The 24,681-nt window shown below is 60.8% G+C and carries 19 protein-coding genes and 4 tRNA genes; 4 read left to right on the top strand and 19 right to left on the bottom strand.

Going from position 1 to position 24,681, the window contains the following annotated elements; translation table 11 throughout:
* Positions 1-214 precede the first annotated feature (214 nt).
* From ACM6IT_RS25455 to leuC, 9 genes are all read right to left on the bottom strand, one after another.
* The gene (locus tag ACM6IT_RS25455) at positions 215-841 is read right to left on the bottom strand and encodes a phosphoribosylanthranilate isomerase (RefSeq protein ID WP_414918938.1); all 627 of its coding nucleotides are present in this window, start codon (positions 839-841) and stop codon (positions 215-217) included.
* A gap of 63 nt (positions 842-904) precedes the next feature.
* Positions 905-1,729 carry a tRNA pseudouridine(38-40) synthase TruA gene (gene truA / locus ACM6IT_RS25460; RefSeq protein WP_056722181.1) on the bottom strand — a complete coding sequence of 275 codons (825 nt, stop codon included), beginning with the start codon at positions 1,727-1,729 and terminating at the stop codon, positions 905-907.
* A gap of 276 nt (positions 1,730-2,005) precedes the next feature.
* On the bottom strand, positions 2,006-4,615 hold the full coding sequence (locus tag ACM6IT_RS25465) for a FimV/HubP family polar landmark protein (RefSeq protein ID WP_414918939.1): 2,610 nt from the start codon (positions 4,613-4,615) through the stop codon (positions 2,006-2,008).
* Between the two features lie 206 nt (positions 4,616-4,821).
* The gene (locus ACM6IT_RS25470; RefSeq protein WP_414918940.1) at positions 4,822-5,832 is read right to left on the bottom strand and encodes an aspartate-semialdehyde dehydrogenase; all 1,011 of its coding nucleotides are present in this window, start codon (positions 5,830-5,832) and stop codon (positions 4,822-4,824) included.
* Between the two features lie 208 nt (positions 5,833-6,040).
* A complete protein-coding gene (asd, locus tag ACM6IT_RS25475) occupies positions 6,041-7,153 on the bottom strand; it encodes an aspartate-semialdehyde dehydrogenase (RefSeq protein WP_007975660.1) in 1,113 nt (370 codons plus the stop codon).
* 66 nt (positions 7,154-7,219) lie between these two features.
* Entirely contained in the window at positions 7,220-8,302 is a 1,083-nt protein-coding gene (gene leuB, locus ACM6IT_RS25480) for a 3-isopropylmalate dehydrogenase (protein ID WP_056722174.1), read from the bottom strand.
* A 51-nt stretch (positions 8,303-8,353) separates the two neighbouring features.
* Positions 8,354-9,121: a class I SAM-dependent methyltransferase gene (locus ACM6IT_RS25485; RefSeq protein ID WP_414914742.1), complete on the bottom strand. Its 768-nt coding sequence runs from the start codon at positions 9,119-9,121 to the stop codon at positions 8,354-8,356.
* Between the two features lie 171 nt (positions 9,122-9,292).
* On the bottom strand, positions 9,293-9,937 hold the full coding sequence (gene leuD, locus ACM6IT_RS25490; protein ID WP_056722170.1) for a 3-isopropylmalate dehydratase small subunit: 645 nt from the start codon (positions 9,935-9,937) through the stop codon (positions 9,293-9,295).
* Positions 9,938-9,948: 11 nt separating this feature from the next.
* Entirely contained in the window at positions 9,949-11,367 is a 1,419-nt protein-coding gene (gene leuC / locus ACM6IT_RS25495) for a 3-isopropylmalate dehydratase large subunit (protein ID WP_056722167.1), read from the bottom strand.
* A 147-nt stretch (positions 11,368-11,514) separates the two neighbouring features.
* On the opposite strand from leuC, the gene ACM6IT_RS25500 reads away from it, so the two are divergent.
* Together ACM6IT_RS25500 and ACM6IT_RS25505 are read left to right on the top strand one after the other, a co-directional pair.
* Positions 11,515-12,405, top strand: a complete 891-nt coding sequence (locus ACM6IT_RS25500) for a LysR family transcriptional regulator (RefSeq protein WP_056722165.1) — start codon at positions 11,515-11,517, stop codon at positions 12,403-12,405.
* 65 nt (positions 12,406-12,470) lie between these two features.
* The gene (locus tag ACM6IT_RS25505) at positions 12,471-15,749 is read left to right on the top strand and encodes an EAL and GGDEF domain-containing protein (protein ID WP_414918941.1); all 3,279 of its coding nucleotides are present in this window, start codon (positions 12,471-12,473) and stop codon (positions 15,747-15,749) included.
* Positions 15,750-15,795: 46 nt separating this feature from the next.
* Here ACM6IT_RS25505 and ACM6IT_RS25510 read toward each other — a convergent pair whose 3' ends face one another.
* From ACM6IT_RS25510 to gltX, 10 genes are all read right to left on the bottom strand, one after another.
* Entirely contained in the window at positions 15,796-16,242 is a 447-nt protein-coding gene (locus tag ACM6IT_RS25510) for an Hsp20 family protein (RefSeq protein ID WP_057715580.1), read from the bottom strand.
* 132 nt (positions 16,243-16,374) lie between these two features.
* On the bottom strand, positions 16,375-17,334 hold the full coding sequence (locus tag ACM6IT_RS25515; protein ID WP_008050845.1) for a tRNA dihydrouridine synthase: 960 nt from the start codon (positions 17,332-17,334) through the stop codon (positions 16,375-16,377).
* A gap of 123 nt (positions 17,335-17,457) precedes the next feature.
* On the bottom strand, positions 17,458-17,907 hold the full coding sequence (locus ACM6IT_RS25520) for an acyl-CoA thioesterase (protein ID WP_056722156.1): 450 nt from the start codon (positions 17,905-17,907) through the stop codon (positions 17,458-17,460).
* 49 nt (positions 17,908-17,956) lie between these two features.
* Positions 17,957-18,790, bottom strand: a complete 834-nt coding sequence (locus ACM6IT_RS25525; protein WP_056722154.1) for an alpha/beta fold hydrolase — start codon at positions 18,788-18,790, stop codon at positions 17,957-17,959.
* A gap of 29 nt (positions 18,791-18,819) precedes the next feature.
* Positions 18,820-19,359, bottom strand: a complete 540-nt coding sequence (locus tag ACM6IT_RS25530; RefSeq protein WP_056722152.1) for a TetR/AcrR family transcriptional regulator — start codon at positions 19,357-19,359, stop codon at positions 18,820-18,822.
* Positions 19,360-19,545: 186 nt separating this feature from the next.
* Positions 19,546-19,621 (bottom strand) — tRNA-Glu (locus tag ACM6IT_RS25535).
* An 80-nt stretch (positions 19,622-19,701) separates the two neighbouring features.
* A tRNA-Ala gene (locus ACM6IT_RS25540) sits at positions 19,702-19,777 on the bottom strand.
* A 53-nt stretch (positions 19,778-19,830) separates the two neighbouring features.
* Positions 19,831-19,906: transfer RNA gene (locus tag ACM6IT_RS25545), tRNA-Glu, on the bottom strand.
* A 79-nt stretch (positions 19,907-19,985) separates the two neighbouring features.
* Positions 19,986-20,061: transfer RNA gene (locus ACM6IT_RS25550), tRNA-Ala, on the bottom strand.
* A gap of 256 nt (positions 20,062-20,317) precedes the next feature.
* Complete coding sequence (gene gltX, locus ACM6IT_RS25555) at positions 20,318-21,799, bottom strand: glutamate--tRNA ligase (RefSeq protein WP_414918942.1); 1,482 nt, start codon at positions 21,797-21,799, stop codon at positions 20,318-20,320.
* 230 nt (positions 21,800-22,029) lie between these two features.
* Here gltX and ACM6IT_RS25560 point away from each other — a divergent pair, with 230 nt between their 5' ends.
* A complete protein-coding gene (locus tag ACM6IT_RS25560) occupies positions 22,030-23,118 on the top strand; it encodes an HlyD family secretion protein (RefSeq protein ID WP_056722149.1) in 1,089 nt (362 codons plus the stop codon).
* A gap of 49 nt (positions 23,119-23,167) precedes the next feature.
* A complete protein-coding gene (locus ACM6IT_RS25565; protein ID WP_409079157.1) occupies positions 23,168-24,658 on the top strand; it encodes an MDR family MFS transporter in 1,491 nt (496 codons plus the stop codon).
* Positions 24,659-24,681 lie beyond the last annotated feature (23 nt).

A 24,681-nucleotide genomic window follows, 5' to 3' on the forward strand; every position in this document is an offset into this window, starting at 1 on the left:
TTCTTTCTCCAGTACCGGCGGCCCGAACGCTCTGGTTCGCGGCCCCGTGTATGCCCTAGCGCTAAATTCATGTGTGCGAAGAGGGTCGATGGACTGCCACGGTCAGCGCGAAACATGACCTGCGTGCAACCAAAAACCCTCGGATCTGCCTGCTGTGTGCAGTGCATCCGCTTTGTACAGTGCAGTGGACGGCGGCAGTCTGCCAGCCGTCACATCAACAGGTGCTACCGCGTACCGCTTTGATAAATGCCTGGATCTTTGCGTGATCCTTGATGCCCTTGCTCGCCTCTACCCCGCCGCTGACATCCACGGCATAAGGCCGCACGCGCGCAATCGCTTCGGCGACGTTATCCGGCGTCAGACCACCCGCCAGAATGATCGGCTTGCTCAAGCCTTGCGGTATCAATGACCAGTCAAATGCCTCGCCGGTTCCTCCGGGAACGCCTTCGACATAGGTGTCGAGCAGAATTCCGCTGGCACTGGCATAAGCATCGCAGGCCGCGGCGATGTCATCACCCGCCTTGACCCGCAGCGCCTTGATGTACGGGCGGTGCCAGCCTTCGCACTCGGCCACGCATTCATCGCCGTGAAATTGCAGCAGGTCCAGGGGCACCGCGTCGAGCAGCTCGCCCAATTCGCACCGGCTTGCATTGACGAACAAGCCCACGGTGGTCACGAACGGCGGCAGCGCCTTGATGATCGAGCGCGCCTGCTGGAACGTCACCGCACGGGGGCTTTTGGCGTAGAACACGAATCCGATGGCGTCCGCCCCGGCCTCGACGGCTGCCAGCGCATCCTCTATGCGGGTAATCCCACAGATCTTGCTGCGAACGGCTGACATGTCGACACAACTCCAAGACAAATCCGGGAAAGTCCCGGATGGTAACAAAAGCATTCGAGGGCGTCAGCCGCCAAGTTCCGAGAAGCCGGTCAGAAAGTGTGGACCAATGTAACGCTCGGGCAACTCGAACTCGTCACGGTACTCGACCTGCACCAGATACAAACCGAATGGATGCGCGGTCACGCCACCGGTCCGTCGAATCCGGCTCTCCAGCACCTCTTTCATCCACTCCACGGGGCGTTCTCCAGCGCCAATGGTCATCAGCACGCCGGCAATGTTGCGCACCATGTGATGCAAGAACGCGCTGGCGCGAATATCCAGCACGATCATCTTGCCGTGACGGGTGACGCGCAGGTGGTGCAGTTCCTTGATCGGCGACTTGGCCTGGCACTGGCCGGCGCGAAAAGCGCTGAAATCATGGGTGCCGAGCAGGTACTGGGCGGCCTCGGCCATGCGTTCGACGTCCAGCGGACGGTGGTTCCAGGTCACTTCTTCGTTCAGGTGCGCCGGGCGAATCTGATCGTTGTAGATCACGTAGCGATAACGCCGGGCAATGGCCTTGAACCGCGCATGGAAGTGCGCCGGCATGACCTTGGCCCAACTGACACTGACATCGTGGGGCAGGTTGATGTTGGCGCCCATGGTCCAGGCCTTCATCGAACGCTCGACCCGGGTATCGAAATGCACCACCTGCCCGCAGGCATGCACCCCGGCGTCGGTACGCCCGGCGCACATCAGCGAAACGGGTGAGTCGGCGACTTTGGACAAGGCGTTTTCGAGGGTTTCCTGCACGGTAAGCACCCCGGACGCCTGGCGTTGCCAGCCGCGGTAGCGCGAGCCTTTGTATTCGACGCCCAGCGCGATCCGGAAAAAGCCGTCGGCTGCCATTTCGGCGGCCGGGTTATCTATATTTGCCAAGGAGGGACAGCCTGATGATGTACCAAAGGCGGGCATTATAAGGCCGCCGGGCGGGGATGCCAGAGGGATCTCCATTGACTGTTCCGACGCCTTCGCGGGCAAGCCCGCTCCCACAGGGTTCTGTGGCGTTCACAAAACCTGTGGGGCTTGCCCGCGAAGGCGCCACAGCAAACGACATCAACTCATCGGTCAAACAAAAACGGCAGCCTCAATGGGCTGCCGCTTTTTTTACAACCTGCCGATCACTCAAGCCAGGCGCGAAAGCATTTCCTCGGCTTCACTCTTCTGCTCGGCATTGCCTTCGCTTACCACCTCATTGAGGATGTCGCGAGCACCGTCGCTGTCGCCCATGTCGATATAGGCCTGAGCCAGATCGAGCTTGGTAGCGGCTTCGTCGGTGCCGGAGAGGAAGTCGAAGTCATCATCGCTATCCAGTGCGGCATCCGCTTCGGTAAAGGTCGGCTCGCCGATGCTGTTGGACAGGCTCTCAAGCTCGGCGTTGACATCATCCAGCTCTGCCGCGAACGCATCCGGCGTGCCCAGTTCGTCCAGTTCGTCGGCCAGCGACAGATCGAAATCGGCCGGCAATTCCAGGTCATCCAGCGCGACCTCAGGAACAGCCGGGGTTTCGGCAACCGGAAAATCCTTCACACCCTCATCCAGATCCAGCAGGAAATCGTCTTCTGCCAGCATCGCCGGCGACGGTTGCGCACCGAGATCCAGGTCGAGGTCGAAGTCCGACAGATCGTCGAGGTTTTCCTTGATTTCAGTCTGCTGCTGCAACACCGACTCAAAACTCAGATCGTCGTCCAGCGGGAACTCGTCCAGGTCCGCTGGTGCTGCCACCTCAGGCTCCGGTGCAGGCACAGGCGTCGCGTCCAGATCATCCAGGCTCAGGTCGAAGGCGCTGTCGAGGTCATCTTCGAACGGCGTTGGCTCTGGCTCTGACACCGGTGCTTGCGGCTCATCAAGCAACAGGTCCTTGACGTATTGCGCGTCCAGCTCCGCAGCAACGGCGGCTGCGGCGATGCCACCGGCAGCCACCAGCGCCATGGCCGGGAAGCGGCTTTTGAGCTTTTCAACCTGGGCGAAGTTGTCGCCATTGGCCACCAACTGACGCTCCTGGCCGACGAACGCATCGCGGTCGCCTTGCTGGCCATAGACTTCCATCAGCTTCAGGCGCAAGTCGCTGCGCTTGGGCTCTTGCTTGACGCCGTCCTCCAGCAACGCGGCAGCCTGGTTCAGGCGACCGGCATTGATGTGCGACTGAGCCTGGCCCAGCACGTCGCTGGAACGTTCGGCAGCCGGCGCCACCAAAGGCGCGGCGATCGGCGTGGTCATCACCACCGGTGCAATCACCGGCGCGGGCGCGGGAGCTGGCGTCGGAGCAGTCGCCAGCTTCACGCTCGGCGGCGGAACTTCCAGGCCATCGAAGCTGCTTTCCGGCAAGTCGAGATCGGCCGAGAACGGCTGTTCTTCGGCCAGGGCACGGGCCATGCGCAGATGTTTTTCGGCTTCTTGCTGGGCTTTGCGGCGACGCGCCAGCAACAGCAGCAGGAGCAGCAGAATCACCGCACCGCCACCGACCAGGCCCAGCAGCACCGGATTGGTCAGCAATTCATTGAATTTCTGATCGTCGGATGCCGCCGGTGCCGCCTCGACAGGCTTCTCGGTCGGCGCCGGAGTTGCCTCGGGCACAGGCGCAACCGGTGCAGTTTCAGCCGGAGCAGGTGCCGTGGCCGGGTTGGCAGCCAGCTCGGCCGACATTGCCGGCGCGGTCGCAGCCGCTGGTGCAGTCGCAGCACCTTCGGTTTGCAACTTGGCCAATTGATTGTTCTTCAGCTCGATCAAGCGTTGCAGCTTGTCCACCTGGCTTTGCAGGTCGGCCATGCGGCTTTTCAGTTCGGCGTTATCACGACGACTGGTGTCGAGGCTTTCCTGGGTCACCGCCAGCTTGTTGCTGAGGGCCTTGGCATCTCCCGCCGCCCCTTTACCAGGGTTCTTGCCGGATTCTGCAGACACCAGGCTCAGCTTGTCGGTGGCCGACTGCGCCGGAGCACCCTCGGTGCGAGCGCGATTGGTGGCGTCGAGCTGTTGCTGCCCTGCCCCGGGTTTCGCCACATAGCGGCGGCCCTGGCGCCAGGCCTTGTTCTGCGCGGCCACTTCAGCAATGGCCTTGGCTTGCGGCAGGCCCGCGCTCTGTGCCTGGTCCGGCATGCGCAGCACCTGGCCGGTTTTCAGGCGGTTGATGTTGCCGTCGATAAAGGCATCCGGGTTCAACGCCTGGATGGCCAGCATGGTTTGCTGGATCGAACCGCCATTACGCGCCTTCGCGGCGATTTCCCACAGGGTATCGCGCGGCGTGGTGGTGTATTGCGACGGCTTGGTCGCACCGGTGACGGGCGCAGCAACCGTTGACGTCGGCTGCGCAGCCGCTTCAGCGGTTTGCGGCGAGAACTTGGACGGATCGAGCAGCACACTGTAGTCGCGCAGCAAACGGCCGTTCGGCCACATGACCTGAACCAGGAACTTCACCATAGGTTCGGACAGAGGCTTGCTGGAGGTCACGCGCAGGATGCTTTTGCCGCTGGCGTTGAGCACCGGGGTGAAGGTCAAGTCGTTGAGAAATGCCTGGCGGTCGACACCGGCCTTGGCGAAATCATCTGGTGAAGCCAGGCTCGGCACCACTTCGGCAGCGGTGAGATCCTTGACATCGAGCAGCTCGATTTCTGCCACCAACGGCTGGTTGAGCGTCGATTTCAGGGTCAACTCCCCGAGCCCGAGGGCATGCGCCATACCGGAGGACAGCGCCGAGGCGGCCGCTATTGCTAACACCAGTTTGCGAACTTGAACCATTAGCTCATCCTTAGTTTGAACATTCCTCGGCCAGCGAGAAGGTATTGATAGTCGCTGCCGTAAGGCATTGCGCGCAACGGCGAGGGTCGTCGCGCGCGATCATTTCATTGATGCCCGGCAAAGCCCCGCAGAGTGGCTCTGCCTTCAGTACTCCGGCAAGCATAGGCTCGCGGGGAATCATTCGACAAATTGTTGCAAAGTATCTTTTACAGCAGGTCTTTAATCAACAACTCGGCCAGTTGCACAGCGTTGAGCGCCGCGCCTTTGCGTACGTTATCTGACGTCAGCCACAGATTAAGTTCCGACGTGTCGTCAATACCATGACGAACCCGACCAACGTAGACCACATCCTGCCCTACTGCATCGCCCACCGGGGTCGGGTAATCGCCGGCTTCCACCAGCTCGATGCCGGGCGCATCTTCCAGGGCCACATTGACTTTCCCCAGGTCGATTTCACTCGCGGACTGCAGGGTCACGCTATAGCTATCGCCAAAAAACACCGGGGCTTGAATGCAAGTGACGGAAATCTTCAATGAAGGCTGCGCCATGACCTGACGCAGCTCACGTACCAGGCGTTTTTCCAGCAACGTATGACCTTGCTCATCCGGCTTACCGACCTGGGCCAACAGGTTGAAGGCCATCTGCCGATCAAAGAATTTCGGCTCCAGCGGCCGCACATTCAGCAGTTCAGCGGTCTGCCGGGCGAGCTCGCTCACGGCTTCACGGCCCTGGGCCGATACCGCAAGGCTCGCGGTCAGGCTGATGCGCTGCAAATCGAGCAAATCCATCAGTGGCGCGAGCACCACTGCCAGCGTGGTGGCCGACGGGCTTGGGCTGCTGACCTGAAAGGGCTTTTTCAAACCGGCCAACACCTGGGCGTTGGCCTCTGGCACGACCTGCGGCGCCTTTTCGGCCGGCAAGGCACCGGAGAGATCGATCAGCGAGCAACCGGCATCGCTGGCGCGGGAAGCGAAACTCAACGAAACCGCCGGGCCGGCGGCAAAGAATGCTAATTGCACCTTGCTGAAGTCGAACTCATCGACTTCCCGTACCCGCACGTTCTTGCCGCGATAGGGTAGCGAACTGCCGGCCGATTCGCTGCTGGCCAACAGGTGCAGGGTGCCGATCGGGAAATCGCGCTCTTCGAGAATCTGCACGAGTGTTTCGCCGACAGTACCGGTGGCGCCGATCACGGCAATATCAATGGTCTGGCTCATGGGTTTTACCTCTGGCGAAACGGGGGGAGCGGCACTTTACCGGGTGGTTGGCGGTTCGGCAATTTAGAACAAAAGATCGCAGCCTTCGGCAGCTCCTACAAAGGAATGCGAGCACCTGTAGGAGCTGCCGAAGGCTGCGATCTTTTAACGGCCAATAAAAAAACCCGCACCTCTTTCAAGGCGCGGGTTCTTTCATTGCATCAACCGATCAACGCTCGAGCAGGATCCGCAGCATGCGGCGCAGCGGTTCGGCCGCGCCCCACAGCAACTGGTCGCCGACGGTGAACGCGCCGACAAATTGCGAACCCATGTTCAGCTTGCGCAGACGGCCAACCGGGATGTTCAGGGTGCCGGTGACCTTGTTCGGGCTCAGCTCCTGAATGCTGGTTTCGCGGCTGTTCGGCACCAGCTTGACCCAAGGGTTGTGCTGGCTGATCAGTCCTTCGATATCAGCGATCGGTACGTCTTTGTTCAACTTGATGGTCAGCGCCTGGCTGTGGCAGCGCATGGCGCCGATGCGCACGCAGATGCCATCGACCGGGATCGGGCTCTTGAAGCGACCGAGGATCTTGTTGGTCTCGGCCTGGGCCTTCCACTCTTCGCGGCTCTGACCGTTCGGCAGTTCCTTGTCGATCCATGGGATCAGGCTGCCGGCCAGCGGTACACCGAAGTTTTCGGTCGGGTACGCGTCACTGCGCATGGCTTCAGCCACACGACGGTCGATGTCGAGGATCGCGCTGGCCGGATCGGCCAGTTGATCGGCAACAGCGGCGTGGGTCGCGCCCATTTGCTTGATCAGTTCACGCATGTTCTGCGCGCCGGCACCGGATGCCGCCTGATAGGTCATGGCGCTCATCCACTCCACCAGGCCAGCCTCGAACAGGCCACCAAGGCCCATCAGCATCAGGCTGACGGTGCAGTTGCCGCCGATGTAGTTCTTGGTGCCCGCATCCAGCTGCTGGTCGATGACCTTGCGGTTCACCGGATCCAGAACGATCACCGCGTCATCCTGCATGCGCAGGCTGGAAGCGGCATCGATCCAGTAACCCTGCCAGCCGGCTTCACGCAGCTTGGGGAAGACTTCGCTGGTGTAGTCGCCACCCTGGCAGGTCAGAATCACGTCGAGGGTTTTCAGCTCTTCAATGCTGTAAGCGTCCTTGAGCGGAGCAATGTCCTTGCCCACGGACGGGCCTTGGCCACCGACATTGGAAGTGGTGAAAAACACCGGCTCGATAAGATCGAAATCCTGCTCTTCCAGCATCCGCTGCATGAGCACGGAACCGACCATGCCGCGCCAACCGATCAGACCTACACGTTTCATCGCAACTACACCTTCTTGAAATGTGGACCGCTACCTTGTCTTGAATTTGGCAGCGGGCCCGAGAGATTACAGATTCCGCAGCGCGGCGACTACTGCGTCACCCATTTCCTGCGTACCGACTTTAGTGCAACCGGCCGACCAGATGTCACCGGTGCGCAAGCCCTGATCCAGCACCAGGCTGACGGCTTTCTCGATGGCATCGGCCGCGGCCTGCTGGTTGAAGCTGTAACGCAACATCATCGACACCGACAAAATGGTCGCCAACGGGTTGGCAATGCCCTTGCCCGCGATGTCCGGCGCCGAACCGTGGCACGGCTCATACATGCCCTTGTTGTTGGTGTCCAGGGACGCCGACGGCAGCATGCCGATGGAACCGGTGAGCATCGAAGCCTGGTCGGACAGGATGTCGCCAAACATATTGTCGGTGACGATCACGTCGAACTGCTTCGGTGCGCGCACCAGCTGCATCGCGGCGTTGTCGACGTACATGTGGCTCAGTTCGACTTCAGGATAATCCTTGGCCACTTGTTCGACCACTTCACGCCACAGTTGGCTGGAGGCCAGTACATTGGCCTTGTCCACCGAGCACAGCTTCTTGCCACGGACCATGGCCATGTCGAAACCGACACGGGCGATGCGGCGGATTTCGCTTTCGCTGTACGGCAGGGTGTCATAGGACTGACGCTCGCCGTTTTCCAGGGTACGGGTACCGCGTGGCGCACCGAAGTAGATGCCGCCGGTCAATTCGCGAACGATCAGGATGTCCAGCCCGGAAACGATTTCCGGCTTCAGGCTGGAAGCCTCGGCCAATTGCGGGTACAGGATCGCCGGACGCAGGTTGCCGAACAGGCCCAGTTGCGCACGGATCTTCAGCAGGCCGCGCTCAGGGCGGATATCACGCTCAATCGCATCCCATTTCGGACCGCCAACGGCGCCCAGCAATACGGCGTCAGCCGCGCGGGCACGTTCCAGGGTTTCGTCGGCCAAGGGCACGCCATGCTTGTCGATGGCTGCGCCGCCGATCACGTCATGACTGAGCTCGAAACCCAGGGCGAACTTGTCGCTGGCCAATTCCAGCACCTTGACCGCTTCGGCCATGATTTCCGGGCCAATACCGTCACCTGGGAGAATCAGAATCTGCTTGCTCATGCTTTCCTCATGTCATCAGTCGGTGCGCCCATGGACGCACCCGGAAAAATTCTATCGTTCAGCCATCAGTACCAGTACATCGGTACTGAACGAACCATCGGCCTCAATCTCGAAATATTCGCGTACTTCATTGCCCATCGACTGCTGCAACTCGCGGATCGCCGCGCGCATCACTTCAGGCGTGCGCATGCGCTCGACCCAGCTGTTGTACTCCAGGCGCAGGCGCTGACGAGTGGTACTGCGGGTGTGCAGCCCCGCCTCGCTGACCTGGCGCAACCACTCGCCGGCGGAATAATCGCGCACATGACTGGTGTCGCGCAGCACTTCGACGCTTTGCAGGTACGTGTCGAACAGCGGGCTACCTGGTGACAACACGTCGACGAACGCCGCCACGCCGCCCGGCTTCAGGACTCGACGGACCTCACGCAGGGCCACGCCCAGATCACTCCAATGGTGCGCCGAATAGCGGCTGAAGACGAAATCGAATTCGCCATCGGCAAACGGCAGGCGCTCAGCGGCACCATTGACCGTGGTCACGTTGCTCAAGCCACGGTCGACAGCGGCAGCGGTCACCACGTCGAGCATCTGCCGGGACAGGTCGTAGGCCACCACTTCTTTCACCAATGAGGCTACGTGAAAACTCACGTGACCGGCACCGCACCCAAGGTCCAGGACCCGGGCATCGCCCTGCCCCGCCAGCTCGGCCTGTAGCAGCGCGAATTCAGTGCCTTGAGCGTGTACGGCGCTGCTCAGGTAGGCCGAGGCCTGTTCACCGAATTGCTTCTGGACTACCTGGGTGTGTCGGGCGGTGCTGGTCATGGGGACTTCCTTTTTGGGGTTTAGCCTTATGTCGTCTGAGCTACCGTCTTCGCGAGCAAGCCCGCTCCCACAGGGGTTTTGTATACGCCACAAATCCAATGTGGGAGCGGGCTTGCTCCGGGCGGCGATCCGACGAAGAGGCCGGCCCTACCTACCGAAATATCAGATCAATCAAGCGTCGCGAAACAACCAAGGCTGGCTCGCACGATGCCTGGCTTCAAACGTCGCAATCGCATCGCCGTCCTGCAAGGTCAGGCCGATATCGTCCAGGCCGTTGAGCAGGCAGTGTTTGCGGAACGCATCGATTTCGAAGCTCAACACCTTGCCGTCAGGGCGGGTCACGGTCTGGGCTTGCAGGTCGACCTGCAACTGGTAGCCCGGATTGGCCTCGACCTGCTGGAACAGTTCATCGACTTCGGCATCGCTCAAGATGATCGGCAGCAAGCCGTTCTTGAAGCTGTTGTTGAAGAAGATGTCGGCATAGCTCGGCGCGATGATGCTGCGGAAACCGTACTCTTCCAGGGCCCACGGCGCGTGCTCGCGGCTGGAGCCGCAACCGAAGTTCTCACGGGCCAGCAACACGCTGGCGCCCTGGTAACGTTCGGCGTTGAGGACGAAGTCCTTGTTCAGCGGACGCTTGGAGTTGTCCTGGTAAGGTTGGCCCACATCCAGGTAGCGCCATTCATCGAACAGGTTCGGGCCAAAGCCCGTGCGCTTGATCGACTTCAAGAACTGCTTCGGGATGATCTGGTCGGTGTCGACGTTGGCACGATCCAAAGGCGCGACAAGACCAGTGTGCTGGGTAAAAGCTTTCATGCTGCGCTCCTTTAGATCAATTCACGGACGTCGATGAAACGACCGTTCACAGCGGCGGCCGCGGCCATGGCCGGGCTGACGAGGTGGGTACGACCACCGGCGCCCTGACGGCCTTCGAAGTTACGGTTGGAGGTCGAGGCGCAATGCTCGCCGGACTCCAAACGGTCCGGGTTCATCGCCAGGCACATCGAGCAACCCGGCTCGCGCCATTCGAAACCGGCTTCGAGGAAAATCTTGTCCAGGCCTTCCGACTCCGCCTGGGCTTTGACCAGACCCGAGCCCGGCACGACGATGGCCTGCTTGATGGTCGAGGCCACTTTGCGGCCCTTGGCGATCACCGCCGCGGCACGCAGGTCTTCGATCCGCGAGTTGGTGCACGAACCGATGAACACGCGGTCGAGCTGAATGTCGGTGATCGCCTGGTTGGCGGTCAAACCCATGTACTTCAAGGCGCGCTCGATGGAACCGCGCTTGACCAGGTCCATTTCCTTCGCAGGATCCGGCACGTTCTGGTCCACCGCCAACACCATCTCAGGCGAGGTGCCCCAGCTGACTTGCGGCTTGATCTGGGTCGCATCGAGCTCAACCACGGTGTCGAACACCGCATCGGCATCGGACACCAAGTCTTTCCAGGCTTCAACGGCCAGTTCCCATTCCGCGCCTTTCGGAGCAAATGGACGGCCCTTGACGTAAGCCACGGTCTTTTCGTCCGCAGCCACCAGGCCTACGCGAGCGCCGGCTTCGATGGACATGTTGCAGATGGTCATGCGGCCTTCAACGGACAGGTCGCGAATCGCGCTGCCGGCGAATTCGATGGCATGGCCGTTACCGCCAGCGGTGCCGATCTTGCCGATCACGGCGAGCACGATGTCCTTGGCGGTCACGCCGAACGGCAATTGGCCTTCGACCACTACCCGCATGTTCTTCATTTTCTTGGCGACCAGGCACTGGGTGGCGAGCACATGCTCGACCTCGGAGGTGCCGATACCGTGAGCCAATGCGCCGAACGCGCCGTGGGTCGAGGTGTGGGAGTCGCCGCAGACCACGGTCATGCCCGGCAAGGTCGCGCCCTGCTCCGGGCCGATGACGTGGACGATGCCCTGGCGAACGTCGTTCATCTTGAACTCGACGATGCCGTATTCATCGCAGTTGTCGTCGAGGGTCTGGACTTGCAGGCGCGAGACCTGGTCAACGATGGCGTCGATGCCGCCCTTGCGCTCCGGCGTGGTCGGTACGTTGTGGTCCGGGGTCGCGATGTTGGCATCGATGCGCCATGGCTTGCGCCCGGCCAGACGCAGGCCTTCGAAGGCTTGCGGCGAGGTCACTTCGTGGATGATGTGACGATCGATGTAGATCAGCGCGGAGCCATCGTCGCGCTGCTTGACCAAATGCGAATCCCAGAGCTTGTCGTAGAGCGTTTTGCCGGCCATCAGACGGTTCCTCATCAGCTTGTTTCTATGCCCCGGGTCTTGAAGTGCTCAATAACCCTTTGGCTTGTGAGGCTGATCCTATGGGGTTACATTAAATAACTCAAATTCATATTTTTTATGCTTTGGATAACCAACTGGAATACAACCATGGACCTGGCCAACCTCAATGCTTTTATTGCCATCGCCGAGACCGGAAGCTTCTCCGGCGCCGGCGAGCGACTGCACCTGACCCAGCCTGCTATCAGCAAACGCATCGCCGGGCTGGAGCAGCAATTGAAGGTGCGCCTGTTCGATCGTTTGGGGCGTGAAGTGAGCCTGACCGAGGCCGGGCGCGCCCTGCTGCCACGGGCCTACCAGATTCTCAATGTCCTCGATGATACGCGCCGTGCCCTGACCAACCTCACGGGCGAAGTGACCGGCCGTCTGACCCTGGCCACCAGTCACCACATCGGCCTGCACCGTTTGCCGCCCTTATTAAGGGAGTTCACCCGACGCTACCCACAGGTGGCGCTGGATATTCAGTTCCTCGATTCGGAAGTGGCCTACGAGGAAATTCTCCATGGCCGCGCCGAACTGGCGGTCATTACCCTGGCACCGGAACCCCATGCGCTGGTCCAGGCCACCCCGGTGTGGGACGACCCGCTGGATTTCGTGGTTGCCCCGGAGCATTCGTTGCTCAATAACGGCAAGGTCAGCCTGGCGGACATCGCCCGACACCCGGCGGTCTTCCCCGGCGGCAACACCTTCACCCACCACATTGTGCAGCGGCTGTTTGAAGCCCAGGGCCTGACGCCCAACATTGCCATGAGTACCAATTACCTGGAAACCATCAAGATGATGGTCTCGATCGGCCTGGCCTGGAGCGTTTTGCCGCGCACCATGCTCGATGAGCAGGTGGCGCGCATACCTTTGCCGGGCATACAACTCACTCGCCAGCTAGGCTATATCCTGCACACGGAAAGGACACTGTCGAACGCCGCGCGGGCCTTCATGGCGCTGCTGGATGCTCAACTCGATCCGCCAGGGACTCAAGGCTAAGTTGTGCTACTCCTATAGAGCCGCGAATTCCCGTGCCAAACGCCCATTCAGCCTAAGGCTTGCCAATGCCCAAATCTGTTGATCGTATTCCGCCTATGCCGCGTATACAGGCACTTGACCCGAAAAACTCCGAACAGAGCTGGGAAAGTGCCTCGCAACTGTTGGCCGCGCTCAACGGCGCGCGCCTGGGTGCCTGGTATTGGGATATCGAGCGCGGGCAGATCAGCTGGTCCCGGGGTACGCAGGCGTTGTTTGGCTTCGACCCCCGCAAACCGTTGCCAGCGGATCTGGAATACCTCGACCTGCTGCCCCCGGAAGATCGCGCGAAAACCGTTCGCGCGTTCCACGCGGTCATCGCTGGCGCGCCGCTGGAGCAAATGATGCACCACCGCATCCGCTGGCCCGATGGCAGCCTGCACTGGCTGGAAATCAGCGGCAGCCTGTTGCCCGACAAGCACGGCCGGCCACGGATGATCGGTGTGATCCGCGAGATTACCCACCAGCGCCAGCGCGAACAGGCGTTGAGCAGCTCGGAAAAACGCTTCGCCACCCTGTTCCACCTGTGCCCGAACATGGTCCTGCTGACCCGCCAGGAAGACGGCCTGATCACCGAAGCCAACCAGTATTTCGAAAGCCTGTTCGGCTGGCCGGTACAGAATGCAATCGGCCGCACCACCCTGGAGCTGGGCCTGTGGGTACACCCCGAGCAACGGGACGAACTGGTCAAGGCCACCAAAGCCAAAGGCGACCTGGTCAGCATGGAAGTGCAGTTTCGCGCCAGCAATGGCCTGATCCACGACGGCATCCTCAGTGCGCAAAAGGTCGAGCTCGAAGGCCAGCCCTATCTACTGAGCACTTTCCTTGACACCACCGAACGCAAAGTCGCCGAACAAGCCCTCAAGGACAGCCAGGAACGCCTCGACCTGGCCCTGGACTCGGCGCAACTGGGCACCTGGGACTGGCACATTCCCAGCGGCATGCTCTACGGATCGGCACGGGCCGCCCAACTGCACGGCCTGGACGCCAAACCTTTCCACGAGTCCTTCGACGAGTTCTTCGAAGGCGTGCCCGGCGAAGAACGCGACACCATGCGCGACGCTTACCGCAGCCTGCGTGAAGGCCCGGCCGGCAACTATCAATTGACCTACCGCGTGCAATTGCCCGACGGCAGTTCGCGCTACCTGGAAAGCCGTGCCCGCCTCTACCGTGATGACAGCGGCGTGCCGGTGCGCATGGCGGGCACATTGCTCGACATCACCGACCAAGTGGAGCGTGAACAACGGCTGGTGGCCTCCGAAGAAAAATTCGCCACGCTGTTCCAGGTCAGCCCCGATCCGATCTGCGTCACCCACCAGGATTCCGGCCAGTTCATTGAGATCAACTCCAGCTTCACCCAGACCTTCGGCTGGAGCACCGCCGATGTGATCGGCCGCAGCGCCGACGAAATCGGCCTGTGGGACGCTTCGGCGAAAAGCCTGCGACGGATCGAACAAGTGATCCGCGAACAAGGCCTGAACAACGTGGCCATTCTGGTCCAGCACAAGGACGGACAGGCCCTGACTTGCGTGATTTCCAGCCGCCAGATCAGCGTCGGCGACCAGCCCTGCATCGTCACCACGCTGCGCGACATCACCCAGCAACAGCGCTCGGAAGCGGCGCTCAAGGCCAGTGAAGAGAAATTCGCCAAGGCCTTCCACTCCAGCCCCGACGCCATCACCATCACCGAGCGCGACACCGGGCGCTATCTGGAGGTCAACGACGGCTTCTGCCGCCTGACCGGCTACCGCGCCGAGGAAGTGGTGGGCCGCACGGTGTATCAGGTCGGAATTTGGGCCGAAGAAAAACAACGCTCGGCGCTGCTGGCCGAATTGCAGATCAAGGGCCGGGTTCATCACCAGGAAATGCTCGGGCGCAACAAGCGCGGCGAACTGCTCACCGTCGAAGTCTCGGTGGAACCGATCACCCTCAATGAGACCGCCTGCCTGCTGCTGACCGCGCGAGACGTCAGCCTGTTGAAAAACGCCGAAGCGCAGATCCGCCACCTGGCCTACCACGACCCACTGACCAACCTGCCCAACCGCGCCTTGCTGATGGACCGCCTGAGCCAGCAGATCGCCCTGCTCAAACGGCATAACCTGCGCGGCGCACTGATGTTCCTCGACCTCGACCATTTCAAGCACATCAACGACTCCCTCGGGCACCCGGTGGGCGATACGGTGCTGAAAATCATCACCGCGCGCCTGGAGGCCAGCGTGCGCATGGAGGACACCGTTGCGCGCCTGGGCGGTGACGAATTCGTGGTCCTGCTCAGCGGCCTCGAAGGCTCGCGCAGCGAGGTCAGCGATCAGGTTCGCGAAGTGGCCGACACCATCCGCGAGCTGCTGTCCGAGCCGATGTTCCTCGACGGCCAGCGCCTGCAAGTGACGCCCAGCATCGGCATTGCCCTGATCCCCGATCACGGCTCGACCCCGACCGACCTGCTCAAGCGCGCCGACATCGCGCTCTATCGCGCCAAGGACTCGGGGCGCAATACCGCGCAGATGTACCACAACACCATGCAGAAGGCCGCGAGCGAACGCCTGCGCATGGAAACCGACCTGCGCCTGGCGCTTTCCCGGGGCGAGTTTCGCGTGCATTACCAACCCCAGGTCGACGCCCGGGGCGACCGCATCGTCGGTGCCGAGGCGCTGGTGCGCTGGAGTCATCCGGAGCTCGGCGCGCAGTCACCCAACGAGTTCATCAAGGTGCTGGAAGACAGCGGGCTGATTCTGGAAGTCGGCAACTGGATCCTCGACGAAGCCTGCCAGGCCTTCAAGCAATTGATCGACAACGGTCTGGTGAATCCGTACAAATTCAGCCTGTGCGTGAACATCAGCCCGCGCCAGTTCCGCCAGAACGACTTCGTCGAACGAATTGAAAACAGCCTGGCCAGCTACGGCCTGCCCTGCTCCCTGTTGAAGCTGGAAATCACCGAAGGCATCGTGATCCAGAACCTGGAAGACACCATCAACAAAATGCGTCGCCTGAAAAAACTCGGCGTGAGCTTCGCCATGGACGACTTCGGCACCGGCTACTCCTCACTGACCTACCTCAAGCGCTTGCCGGTCGACACCCTGAAAATCGACAAGTCGTTCATCCGCGACGCCACCAGCGACCCGAACGACGCCGAGATCATCCGCGCCATCGTCGCCATGGCCCGCAGCCTGGATTTGAAAGTAATTGCCGAAGGGGTGGAAACAGCGGAGCAGCTAGAGTTCCTGCAGGGGCTGGAGTGCCATTTCTATCAGGGGTATTTGCACAGCCAGCCGTTGCCGTTGGAGGAGTTTCAAAAACTGCTGAAGTGACGTGCACAAAAAAGGGCGCCAATGGCGCCCTTCTTCTTGCTCTGACTCAGTGTTGCAGAGCCGGCTTTTGCGTCCCGTTGATCGGGATGCGCTTGGCTTTCGCCTCTTCCGGAATCACCCGCAGCAGGTCGATGCTCAACAGACCGTTGCTCAGGCCGGCAGCCTTGATCTCGATGTGGTCCGCCAGACGGAAGGACAGTTTGAAGGCACGTTGCGCAATGCCCTGATACAGATAAGTGACGTCTTCGTTCGCGTCGCGTTTACCGCCACTGATGGTCAGCACACCCTTCTCGACTTCGAGTTCCAGATCTTCTTCCTGGAAACCGGCTGCGGCAATGACGATGCGGTATTGATCGTCGCCGTGTTTCTCCACGTTATAGGGTGGATAGCTGCTGCCTGGTTCGTTGCGCAGGGCGGTCTCGAACAGGTCATTGAAACGGTCGAAACCTACCGAGGAACGGAACAGTGGGGCCAGGGATAATGTAGTAGCCATGATGCAAATCTCCTGAAAACAATCAGCAAGGTTTTTTGTCTCCGCGACCCGAATTCGGCATCGCGTAATCCTTAGATAGGGATCGCTGATTGCATTTCAAGAGATTATTTTCTGCTTTTTTTGTAAAAAGTTTCAGGCCGCCTCTGCCACCGGCAGCCCCAGCAAACGCGAGACGTTATCCAGCTCGGTCTCACGACGCAGCACGGTGAACAGTTCCACCGCCTCGGGATAATTGCGGGTCAGCATCGCCAGCCATTGCTTCAGGCGACCCGGCGACTGGCGTGGCGTCATCTGCGCCTTGGCTTGCAGCCAGAAGTCCTGGATCAGCGGCAGCAGCTCGGCCCAGGTCATCTCGACCACCTCCTCACCGGCCCGCGCCGCGGCGATCTGCCGGGCGAGATCCGGACGCGAAACCAGGCCGCGACCGAGCATGATGTCTTCCACGCCGCTGATCTCGCGGCAGCGCCGCCAGTCTTCGACGCTCCAGATATCGCCATTGGCGAACACCGGCACCTTGACCACGTCCTGCACCCGCGGAATCCATTCCCAGTGCGCTGGCGGCTTGTAGCCGTCGACCTTGGTCCGCGCATGCACCACGATGTGTTCGGCGCCGCCTTCGGCCAGGGCCGTGGCACACACCAGCGAACCGTCCGGGCTGTCGAAGCCCAGGCGCATCTTGGCGGTGACTGGAATGTGCGCGGGGACGGCACGACGGACGTGCTCGACGATCTGGTTGAGCAGTTCGGGTTCCTTGAGCAATACCGCGCCACCACGGGATTTGTTGACCGTCTTGGCCGGGCAACCGAAGTTCAGGTCGATCACTTCGGAACCCAGCTCGCAGGCCAGCGCGGCATTTTCCGCCAGGCACACGGGGTCGGAACCGAGCAGTTGCACACGCAGCGGCACACCGGAGGCCGTCCGGGCACCGTTGAGCAACTCCGGGCCGAACTTGTGGAAATAGGCAGGTGTCAGCAACTGGTCGTTGACCCGAATGAACTCGGTCACGCACCAGTCAATACCACCCACGCGGGTCAGCACATCGCGCAGGATGTCGTCGACCAACCCCTCCATGGGCGCCAAAGCAATTTGCATGAAAAACACACTCGAGGAAAAACGTGCGGCAGTTTACTGGGTTCAGAGAAAATCTGCAGAACATCGCAGATCCATTGTGGGAGCGAGCAAGTCGGACCGCCGCACCGCCGCTCCCACAGAAAGTCAGGGTTGTACCAACTCCTGCGCCCGGATCGCCGGGCCATAGCCCTCGATGAATTCAGTCGGCATGCGCTTGGGTTTGCCGGTGGACAGTTCGATGCAGACAAACGTGGTCTGCGCGCGCAATAACGTGGTGTTGTCGCTGGGGCGGATCAACTGGAAGTGCCGGGTCATTTTCAGGCGCTGATCCCAATCGACGATCCAGGTCGCCAATTGCAACTCATCGTCCTCATAGGCTGCCGCCAGGTAATCGATCTCGTGTCGCACCACCGCCATGGCCCGGTCCAGCCGCCGATATTCGACCAGGTCCAAGCCAAGGCGCTGGGAGTGGCGCCAGGCACAGCGTTCGAGCCAGGTCACGTAGACCGCGTTGTTCGCATGCCCCAACCCGTCAATGTCCTCGGCGCTCACTTGCAGATCAATGATGAACGGCGTTTCCCGATCCCAGCCCATGCCCGACTCCCTGGTCAGATAATTTCGACCGGGGCAGTGTAACGGAAGCTCAGGCGGATTGGCGCGATTGCAGACTGCGCCCGGCCAGCAGTGATAACACGCCATCAATCACCTGCGGGTCAGCCAACACTCGCTGATGACCACCGTCCTTCAAACGCAACAAGCGACTGTCGAACCAGGCTTCGTGAATCAGCTGGGATTCCTTCACCAGGACGAAGTTGTCGTCTTCGGCGTGGACAATCAGGCCAGGCATGTCGAGTTGATAGTGCGCGACATCCAGCATCGCGGCTCGCATGCCAACGTCTTGCTCGACCTGGCGAATGAACGCCGAGCGGGCCTTCGGTGGCAGCCCGACATAGCGGGCAAAGCCACGCAACACGCCGAGAATTCGCGCCGGAGCGGCAATGGTGACCAGGGTTTCGGTGCGCAAGCCCAACTGGACCGCGAGCATCGCACTGGCGCCGCCCATGGAGTGGCCGATGACCGCTTGCAGGGGGGGCAGTTCGGCGGCCGCTTCAAGCATGGCGCGGGCGAACAGCACCACATTCGCTTCGCTGCCCGGCGAGCGACCGTGGGCCGGACCATCGAGAGCCACGACCGAGTAACCGGCATCGACCAGCGCGGTGATGAGGCTGGCAAACTGCGTGGGCCGCCCTTCCCAACCATGCATCAGCAAGACTGCCGGGCCCTGGCCCCAGCGCAAGGCCGAGAGGCCGAAACGCAGGGTGATTCGCTCGGACCTGGCCAACAGTGGCAGCTCCCAGTCACGCAGCGGCAGATCCCGTGGCGTCATGAACGCCTGTCGCATTTTGCTTGCGACCAATTTCGGGGCAAACCAGCCCAAGGTGCCATTAACGCCACGAACCCACTTTAACGCGCTCATCGCATTCTCCTCAGGCCGCGGCCTTCAGGTCAGCGCACTGCCGATTTGGCGGCGCGCAGTAATCGATCGGACAACTCTCCCGGCCCCAGCGCTCGCGCCAGAGCCAGCCCACCCACCATCAAGGCCATGTCGGCCAGGGCTTTTTCGGTTTCTTCGGGGCTGGCCGCCAACTGCGCGACCATCAGTTCCACGTGCTCATTGAGCGCAACACGAAACGCTTCCGGCAACCGCCCCAGTTCGCCGACCGATGCCGGGATCGGACAGGCCGATTCGGAGGAATCACGGTGCTTGCGCGACAAATAAAACGCCGCCACCAGCGCCCGGCGCTCTTCACCCGTCAACTCCGAGTCCATGTCGGCAATCAGGTCACGGCGGTGACCGAGCAATTGCCTGAACGCCTCGAGCATCATCGCGTCCTTGCTTTCGAAGTGGGCGTAGAAGCCGCCGACCGTCAGGCCCGCCGCGCCCATCACTTCGCCCACGCTTGGCTCGGCCGGGCCGCGCTGAATCAGCGCTGCGCTGGCAGCCTTGAGGATGCGCTCGCGGGTTTGAGCTTTTTTATCGTTCATCGTTGCCTCCGAATATTACGATTGAAATATTATTCTCATAATAAATTTTAGCAAGTCATGGGTGTGACCGCTGGTCTGAAGAACAGTTTTTTTGGGAAAAGGAGGAATTTGGCCAAACGCCAGACAAACAAAAGGGCCATTCAATAATTGAATGACCCTTATAAAATCCCGCAGAGCGGGTAATCGTGGCGTCCCCTAGGGGACTCGAACCCCTGTTACCGCCGTGAAAGGGCGGTGTCCTAGGCCACTAGACGAAGGGGACACAAACCCTTCTATACAACTGATCAGTGCTGAGTGCTGATCGATTCAAGGCCGGTGTGGCCAGACCTTGAACTGTAAAATTGGTGGAGCTAAGCGGGATCGAACCGCTGACCTCCTGCATGCCATGCAGGCGCTCTCCCAGCTGAGCTATAGCCCCGGATTTTTCGCCTCGCGGCGGAGCGACATCTTGCAACATCGCTTCTGTAAAACTGGCGTCCCCTAGGGGACTCGAACCCCTGTTACCGCCGTGAAAGGGCGGTGTCCTAGGCCACTAGACGAAGGGGACGCAAACCCTTCTATACAACTGATCAACGCTGAGTGTTGATCGCTTCAAGGCCGGTGTGGCCAGGCCTCGAAGTGTAAATTGGTGGAGCTAGACGGGATCGAACCGTCGACCTCTTGCATGCCATGCAAGCGCTCTCCCAGCTGAGCTATAGCCCCTCATCGTTGATGTCATCGCTGAGGACGGGGCGAATCTTAAGGGCGTATCGAAAGCCTGTCAAACTTATTTTTCAAAAAATTTAAAATTTTTTGCCGACATAACAACCACTTACCGCCCTCCCCCCGGAAATCCGGGGTTTGGGGAAAGAGCGCAGGCCCGTAGGAGCTGGCGAAGCCTGCGATCTTTTCGGAGCAACCAGAAAGCAAGATCAAAAGATCGCAGCCTTCGGCAGCTCCTGCACAAGGTCAAATGCGCTTAGGCGATGGCGCCCAGCAGCTTTTCCCATTCCTTGTTTTCTTTCTTCGACACGCCGCCCAGCAGGTCAATGGCCTGGCGCAGACGGAAACGGGTCAGGTCCGGCCCGAGGATTTCCATCGCATCGAGCACCGACACAGAGCTGGCCTGGCCGGTGATCGCAGCGAACATCAGCGGCATGGCATCACGCAGCTTCAGCTCCAGGGACTCGACCACCGCCTGAATGGTCGCGGTGATGCTGTCCTTCTCCCACTGACGCAGGCTTTCGAGCTTCCACAGGATCAATTGCATCAACTGCCGAACCTGATCGCCCGACAGCTTCTTGGATTCGAACAGCTTGGCATCGGGGTTCACGCCACCGGCAAAGAAGAACCCGGCCAGCGGTGCCACCTGGCTGAAGGTTTCGACCCGGCCCTGCACGTGCGGTGCGATCTTCATCATGTATTCGGAATTGAACGCCCACTTCCGCACGCGCGCGGCGAACTCTTCCACCGGCAGGTCACGCAGCCACTGGCCGTTGAGCCACGACAGTTTCTCGATATCGAAGATCGGTCCGCCGAGGGACACACGCTTGAGGTCGAAGTTGTCGACCATTTCCTGCAACGAGAACTTCTCGCGCTCGTCCGGCATCGACCAGCCCATGCGGCCCAGGTAGTTGAGCATCGCTTCGGGCATGAAGCCCATGCGCTCGTAGAAGGTCACCGAGGTCGGGTTCTTGCGCTTGGACAGCTTGCTCTTGTCCGGGTTACGCAGCAGCGGCATGTAGCACAGCTCCGGTTGTTCCCAGCCGAAGTACTCGTACAGCAGGATCAGCTTCGGTGCCGATGGCAACCACTCTTCGCCACGCAATACGTGGGTGATGCCCATCAGGTGGTCGTCGACCACGTTGGCCAGGAAGTACGTCGGCAGGCCGTCGGTCTTCATCAGGACTTGCATGTCCATGCGGTCCCACGGGATTTCAACGTTGCCACGCAGCATGTCCGGCACCACGCAGACGCCTTCGCTCGGTACTTTCATGCGGATAACGTGGGGCTCGCCAGCGGCCAGGCGACGGTCGACTTCTTCCTTGGACAGCAGCAGCGCGCGGCCGTCGTAACGCGGGGTTTCACCGCGAGCCATCTGCTCGGCGCGCATCTGGTCCAGCTCTTCGGCGGTGCAGAAGCACGGGAAAGCATGACCGAGCTCTACAAGCTGCTGGCAATACTTCTGGTAAATGTCGCCGCGCTCGCTTTGACGGTACGGACCGTGCGGGCCGCCGACATCCGGGCCTTCGCTCCAGTCGATGCCCAGCCAGCGCAAGGCGTCGAAAATCTGCTGTTCGGACTCGCGGGTCGAACGCAACTGGTCAGTGTCTTCGATCCGCAGGATGAACTCACCGCCGTGTTGCTTGGCAAAGCAATAGTTGAACAAGGCGATGTAGGCGGTACCTACGTGGGGATCCCCGGTAGGCGATGGCGCGATGCGAGTGCGGACGGTGGTCATGGCATGTCTCGAAAAGAATAAAAGCGAAGTTCAAACAAGGCGCGAATGGTAACAGGCGACACCCGCCCGGCTCCAGTGAACAGGGCATTTAAGCCAAGGTTGCGTCTGTAACGCCCGTATAGGGAGGTGAATGGCCGAATATCAGCCGATGGCATTTACCGCTTATCGGCTGTATGCCAGATTTGCCTGCTGATAACTTCTCTTACAATTTCTCGACTACAGTTTGCCCCATGCCTGCCCAACTCAAGCGTCGCCTCTTCTCGTTCCTGCTGATTGTCCTGTTGATTGCCGGGGGCCTGTTTGCCCATTGGCTGTTCAAGGGGCGCTTTTATGAAAGCACCGACAACGCTTATGTCCAGGGCGAGATCACCCGCGTGTCGAGCCAATTGGGCGCGCGTATCGATAAGGTGCTGGTGCAGGACAACCAGCATGTCGAGAAAGGCCAGTTGCTGGTCAAACTCGAAGGCGACGACTTCCGCCTCGCGGTCGACCGCGCCAATGCCGCCCTGGCCACCCGCGAGGCCGAGCGCCTGCAAGCCCAGAGCAAACTGACCCAGCAGGCCAGCCTGATTGCCGCCAGCGAAGCGCAAGTCGCGTCCAGCCAGGCCAGCCTGGGTCGCTCGCAAATCGACCTGACCCGCGCCGAGACCTTGCGCAAACCAGGCTTTATTTCGGAAGAACGGGTGACCACCCTCTCCGCCGACAACCACATCGCCCGCTCGCAAGTGGCCAAGGCCCAGGCAGACGCGCAAGGCCAGCGCCAGCAGGTCAATGCACTGAATGCGGAAATCAAACGCCTCGACGCGCAGATCGCCAACGCCAGAACCGACCTGGCCCAGGCCGAACTGAACCTGACCCGCAGCGAAATCCACGCGCCCATCAGCGGCCTGATCGGTCAGCGTGCAGCCCGCGAAGGCCAATACGTGCAGGCCGGCGCTTACCTGTTGTCGATCGTGCCGGACGAAGACATCTGGATTCAGGCCAATTTCAAGGAAACCCAGATTGGCCACATGCAACCCGGCCAGGAAGCCGAACTGACCTTCGACGCCTACAGCGACACCCCGATCAAAGCCCGGGTCGACAGCCTGTTCGCCGCCTCGGGTGCGCAGTTCAGCCTGTTGCCACCGGACAATGCCACGGGCAACTTCACCAAAGTCGTACAACGGATTCCGGTAAAACTGACCTTCGCCGCGGACAATCCGCTGCGCGGCAAGATCCGCCCAGGCATGTCGGTCACCGCCAAGGTGAACATCAAGGACACCCCTGAAGAAGTCACCCCCAAAGTGAGCCACAAAGACGCCCCTGACGATGGCCGGTGATCAACTGATCCGCCCGGTCGGCGAACCGACCCGGCGGGACTGGATTGCAGTGATGAGCGTGATGCTCGGTGCGTTCATGGCGGTGCTGGACATCCAGATCACCAATTCCTCGCTCAAGGACATCCAGGGTGCGCTGTCGGCGACCCTGGAAGAAGGTTCGTGGATTTCCACCTCGTACCTGGTGGCGGAAATCATCATGATCCCGCTCACCGCCTGGCTCGTGCAGTTGCTGTCGGCGCGACGCCTGGCGGTGTGGGTGTCCCTCGGGTTCCTGGTCGCATCCCTGCTCTGCTCCATGGCGTGGAGCCTGGAAAGCATGATCGTGTTCCGCGCCCTGCAAGGCTTTACCGGTGGCGCGCTGATTCCGCTGGCGTTCACCCTGACCCTGATCAAGCTCCCGGAACACCACCGCGCCAAAGGCATGGCCATGTTCGCCATGACCGCCACATTCGCGCCCTCCATCGGCCCGACCCTCGGCGGCTGGCTGACGGAAAACTGGGGCTGGGAATACATCTTCTACATCAACATCCCGCCCGGCCTGATCATGATCGCCGGCCTGATGTACGGCCTGGAGAAGAAAGAAGCCCACTGGGAATTGCTCAAAAGCACCGACTACGCCGGAATTCTCACCCTCGGCGTCGGGCTCGGTTGCTTGCAGGTGTTCCTGGAAGAAGGCCATCGCAAGGACTGGCTGGAATCGAGCCTGATCGTAACCCTGGGCAGCATCGCACTGGTCAGCCTGATCAGCTTTGTGATCGTGCAGACCTCCAAACCCAATCCGCTGATCAACCTCGGCATCCTGCGCAATCGCAACTTTGGCCTATCGAGCATTTCCAGTCTCGGGATGGGGGTCGGGCTGTACGGCTCGATCTACCTGTTGCCGCTATATCTGGCGCAGATCCAGAACTACAACGCCCTGCAGATCGGTGAAGTGATCATGTGGATGGGCGTGCCGCAGCTGTTCCTGATCCCGCTGGTGCCCAAGTTGATGAAATACGTCTCGCCGAAATGGCTGTGCACCCTGGGCTTCGGGCTATTCGGTCTGGCGAGCTTCTCCTCGGGCGTGCTGAACCCGGACTTTGCCGGGCCGCAGTTCAATCAGATCCAGATCATCCGTGCCCTGGGGCAGCCGCTGATCATGGTCACTATTTCGTTGATCGCCACGGCGTACATTCTTCCGCAAGACGCGGGGTCGGCCTCGAGCCTGTTCAACATCCTGCGCAACCTCGGCGGCGCCATCGGCATCGCCCTGCTCGCCACCCTGCTGGATGCGCGGACCAAGGTTTACTTTGACTACCTGCGTGAATCCATCGTGCCGGGCAATCCGCAGGTGGCTGAACGGATTGCCTCGCTGGCTGACCGGCTGGGCAACGAAACGGCAGCCCTGGGCAAACTCAGCGAGATCGCCCACCAACAGGCGTCGATCATGGCCTATAACGATGCGTTTCACTTTGTCGGGATTGCGCTGGGGATCAGCATGGTGGCGGTGCTGCTGACCAGGAAATTGCCGGAAGGGTTGAAGGCGGGTGAGGCTCATTGACTCACCGCAAATTACCGTAGGAG

The organism is Pseudomonas sp. IT-P4 (assembly GCF_949767755.1).
Taxonomy (GTDB): Bacteria; Pseudomonadota; Gammaproteobacteria; order Pseudomonadales; family Pseudomonadaceae; genus Aquipseudomonas; species Aquipseudomonas monachiensis.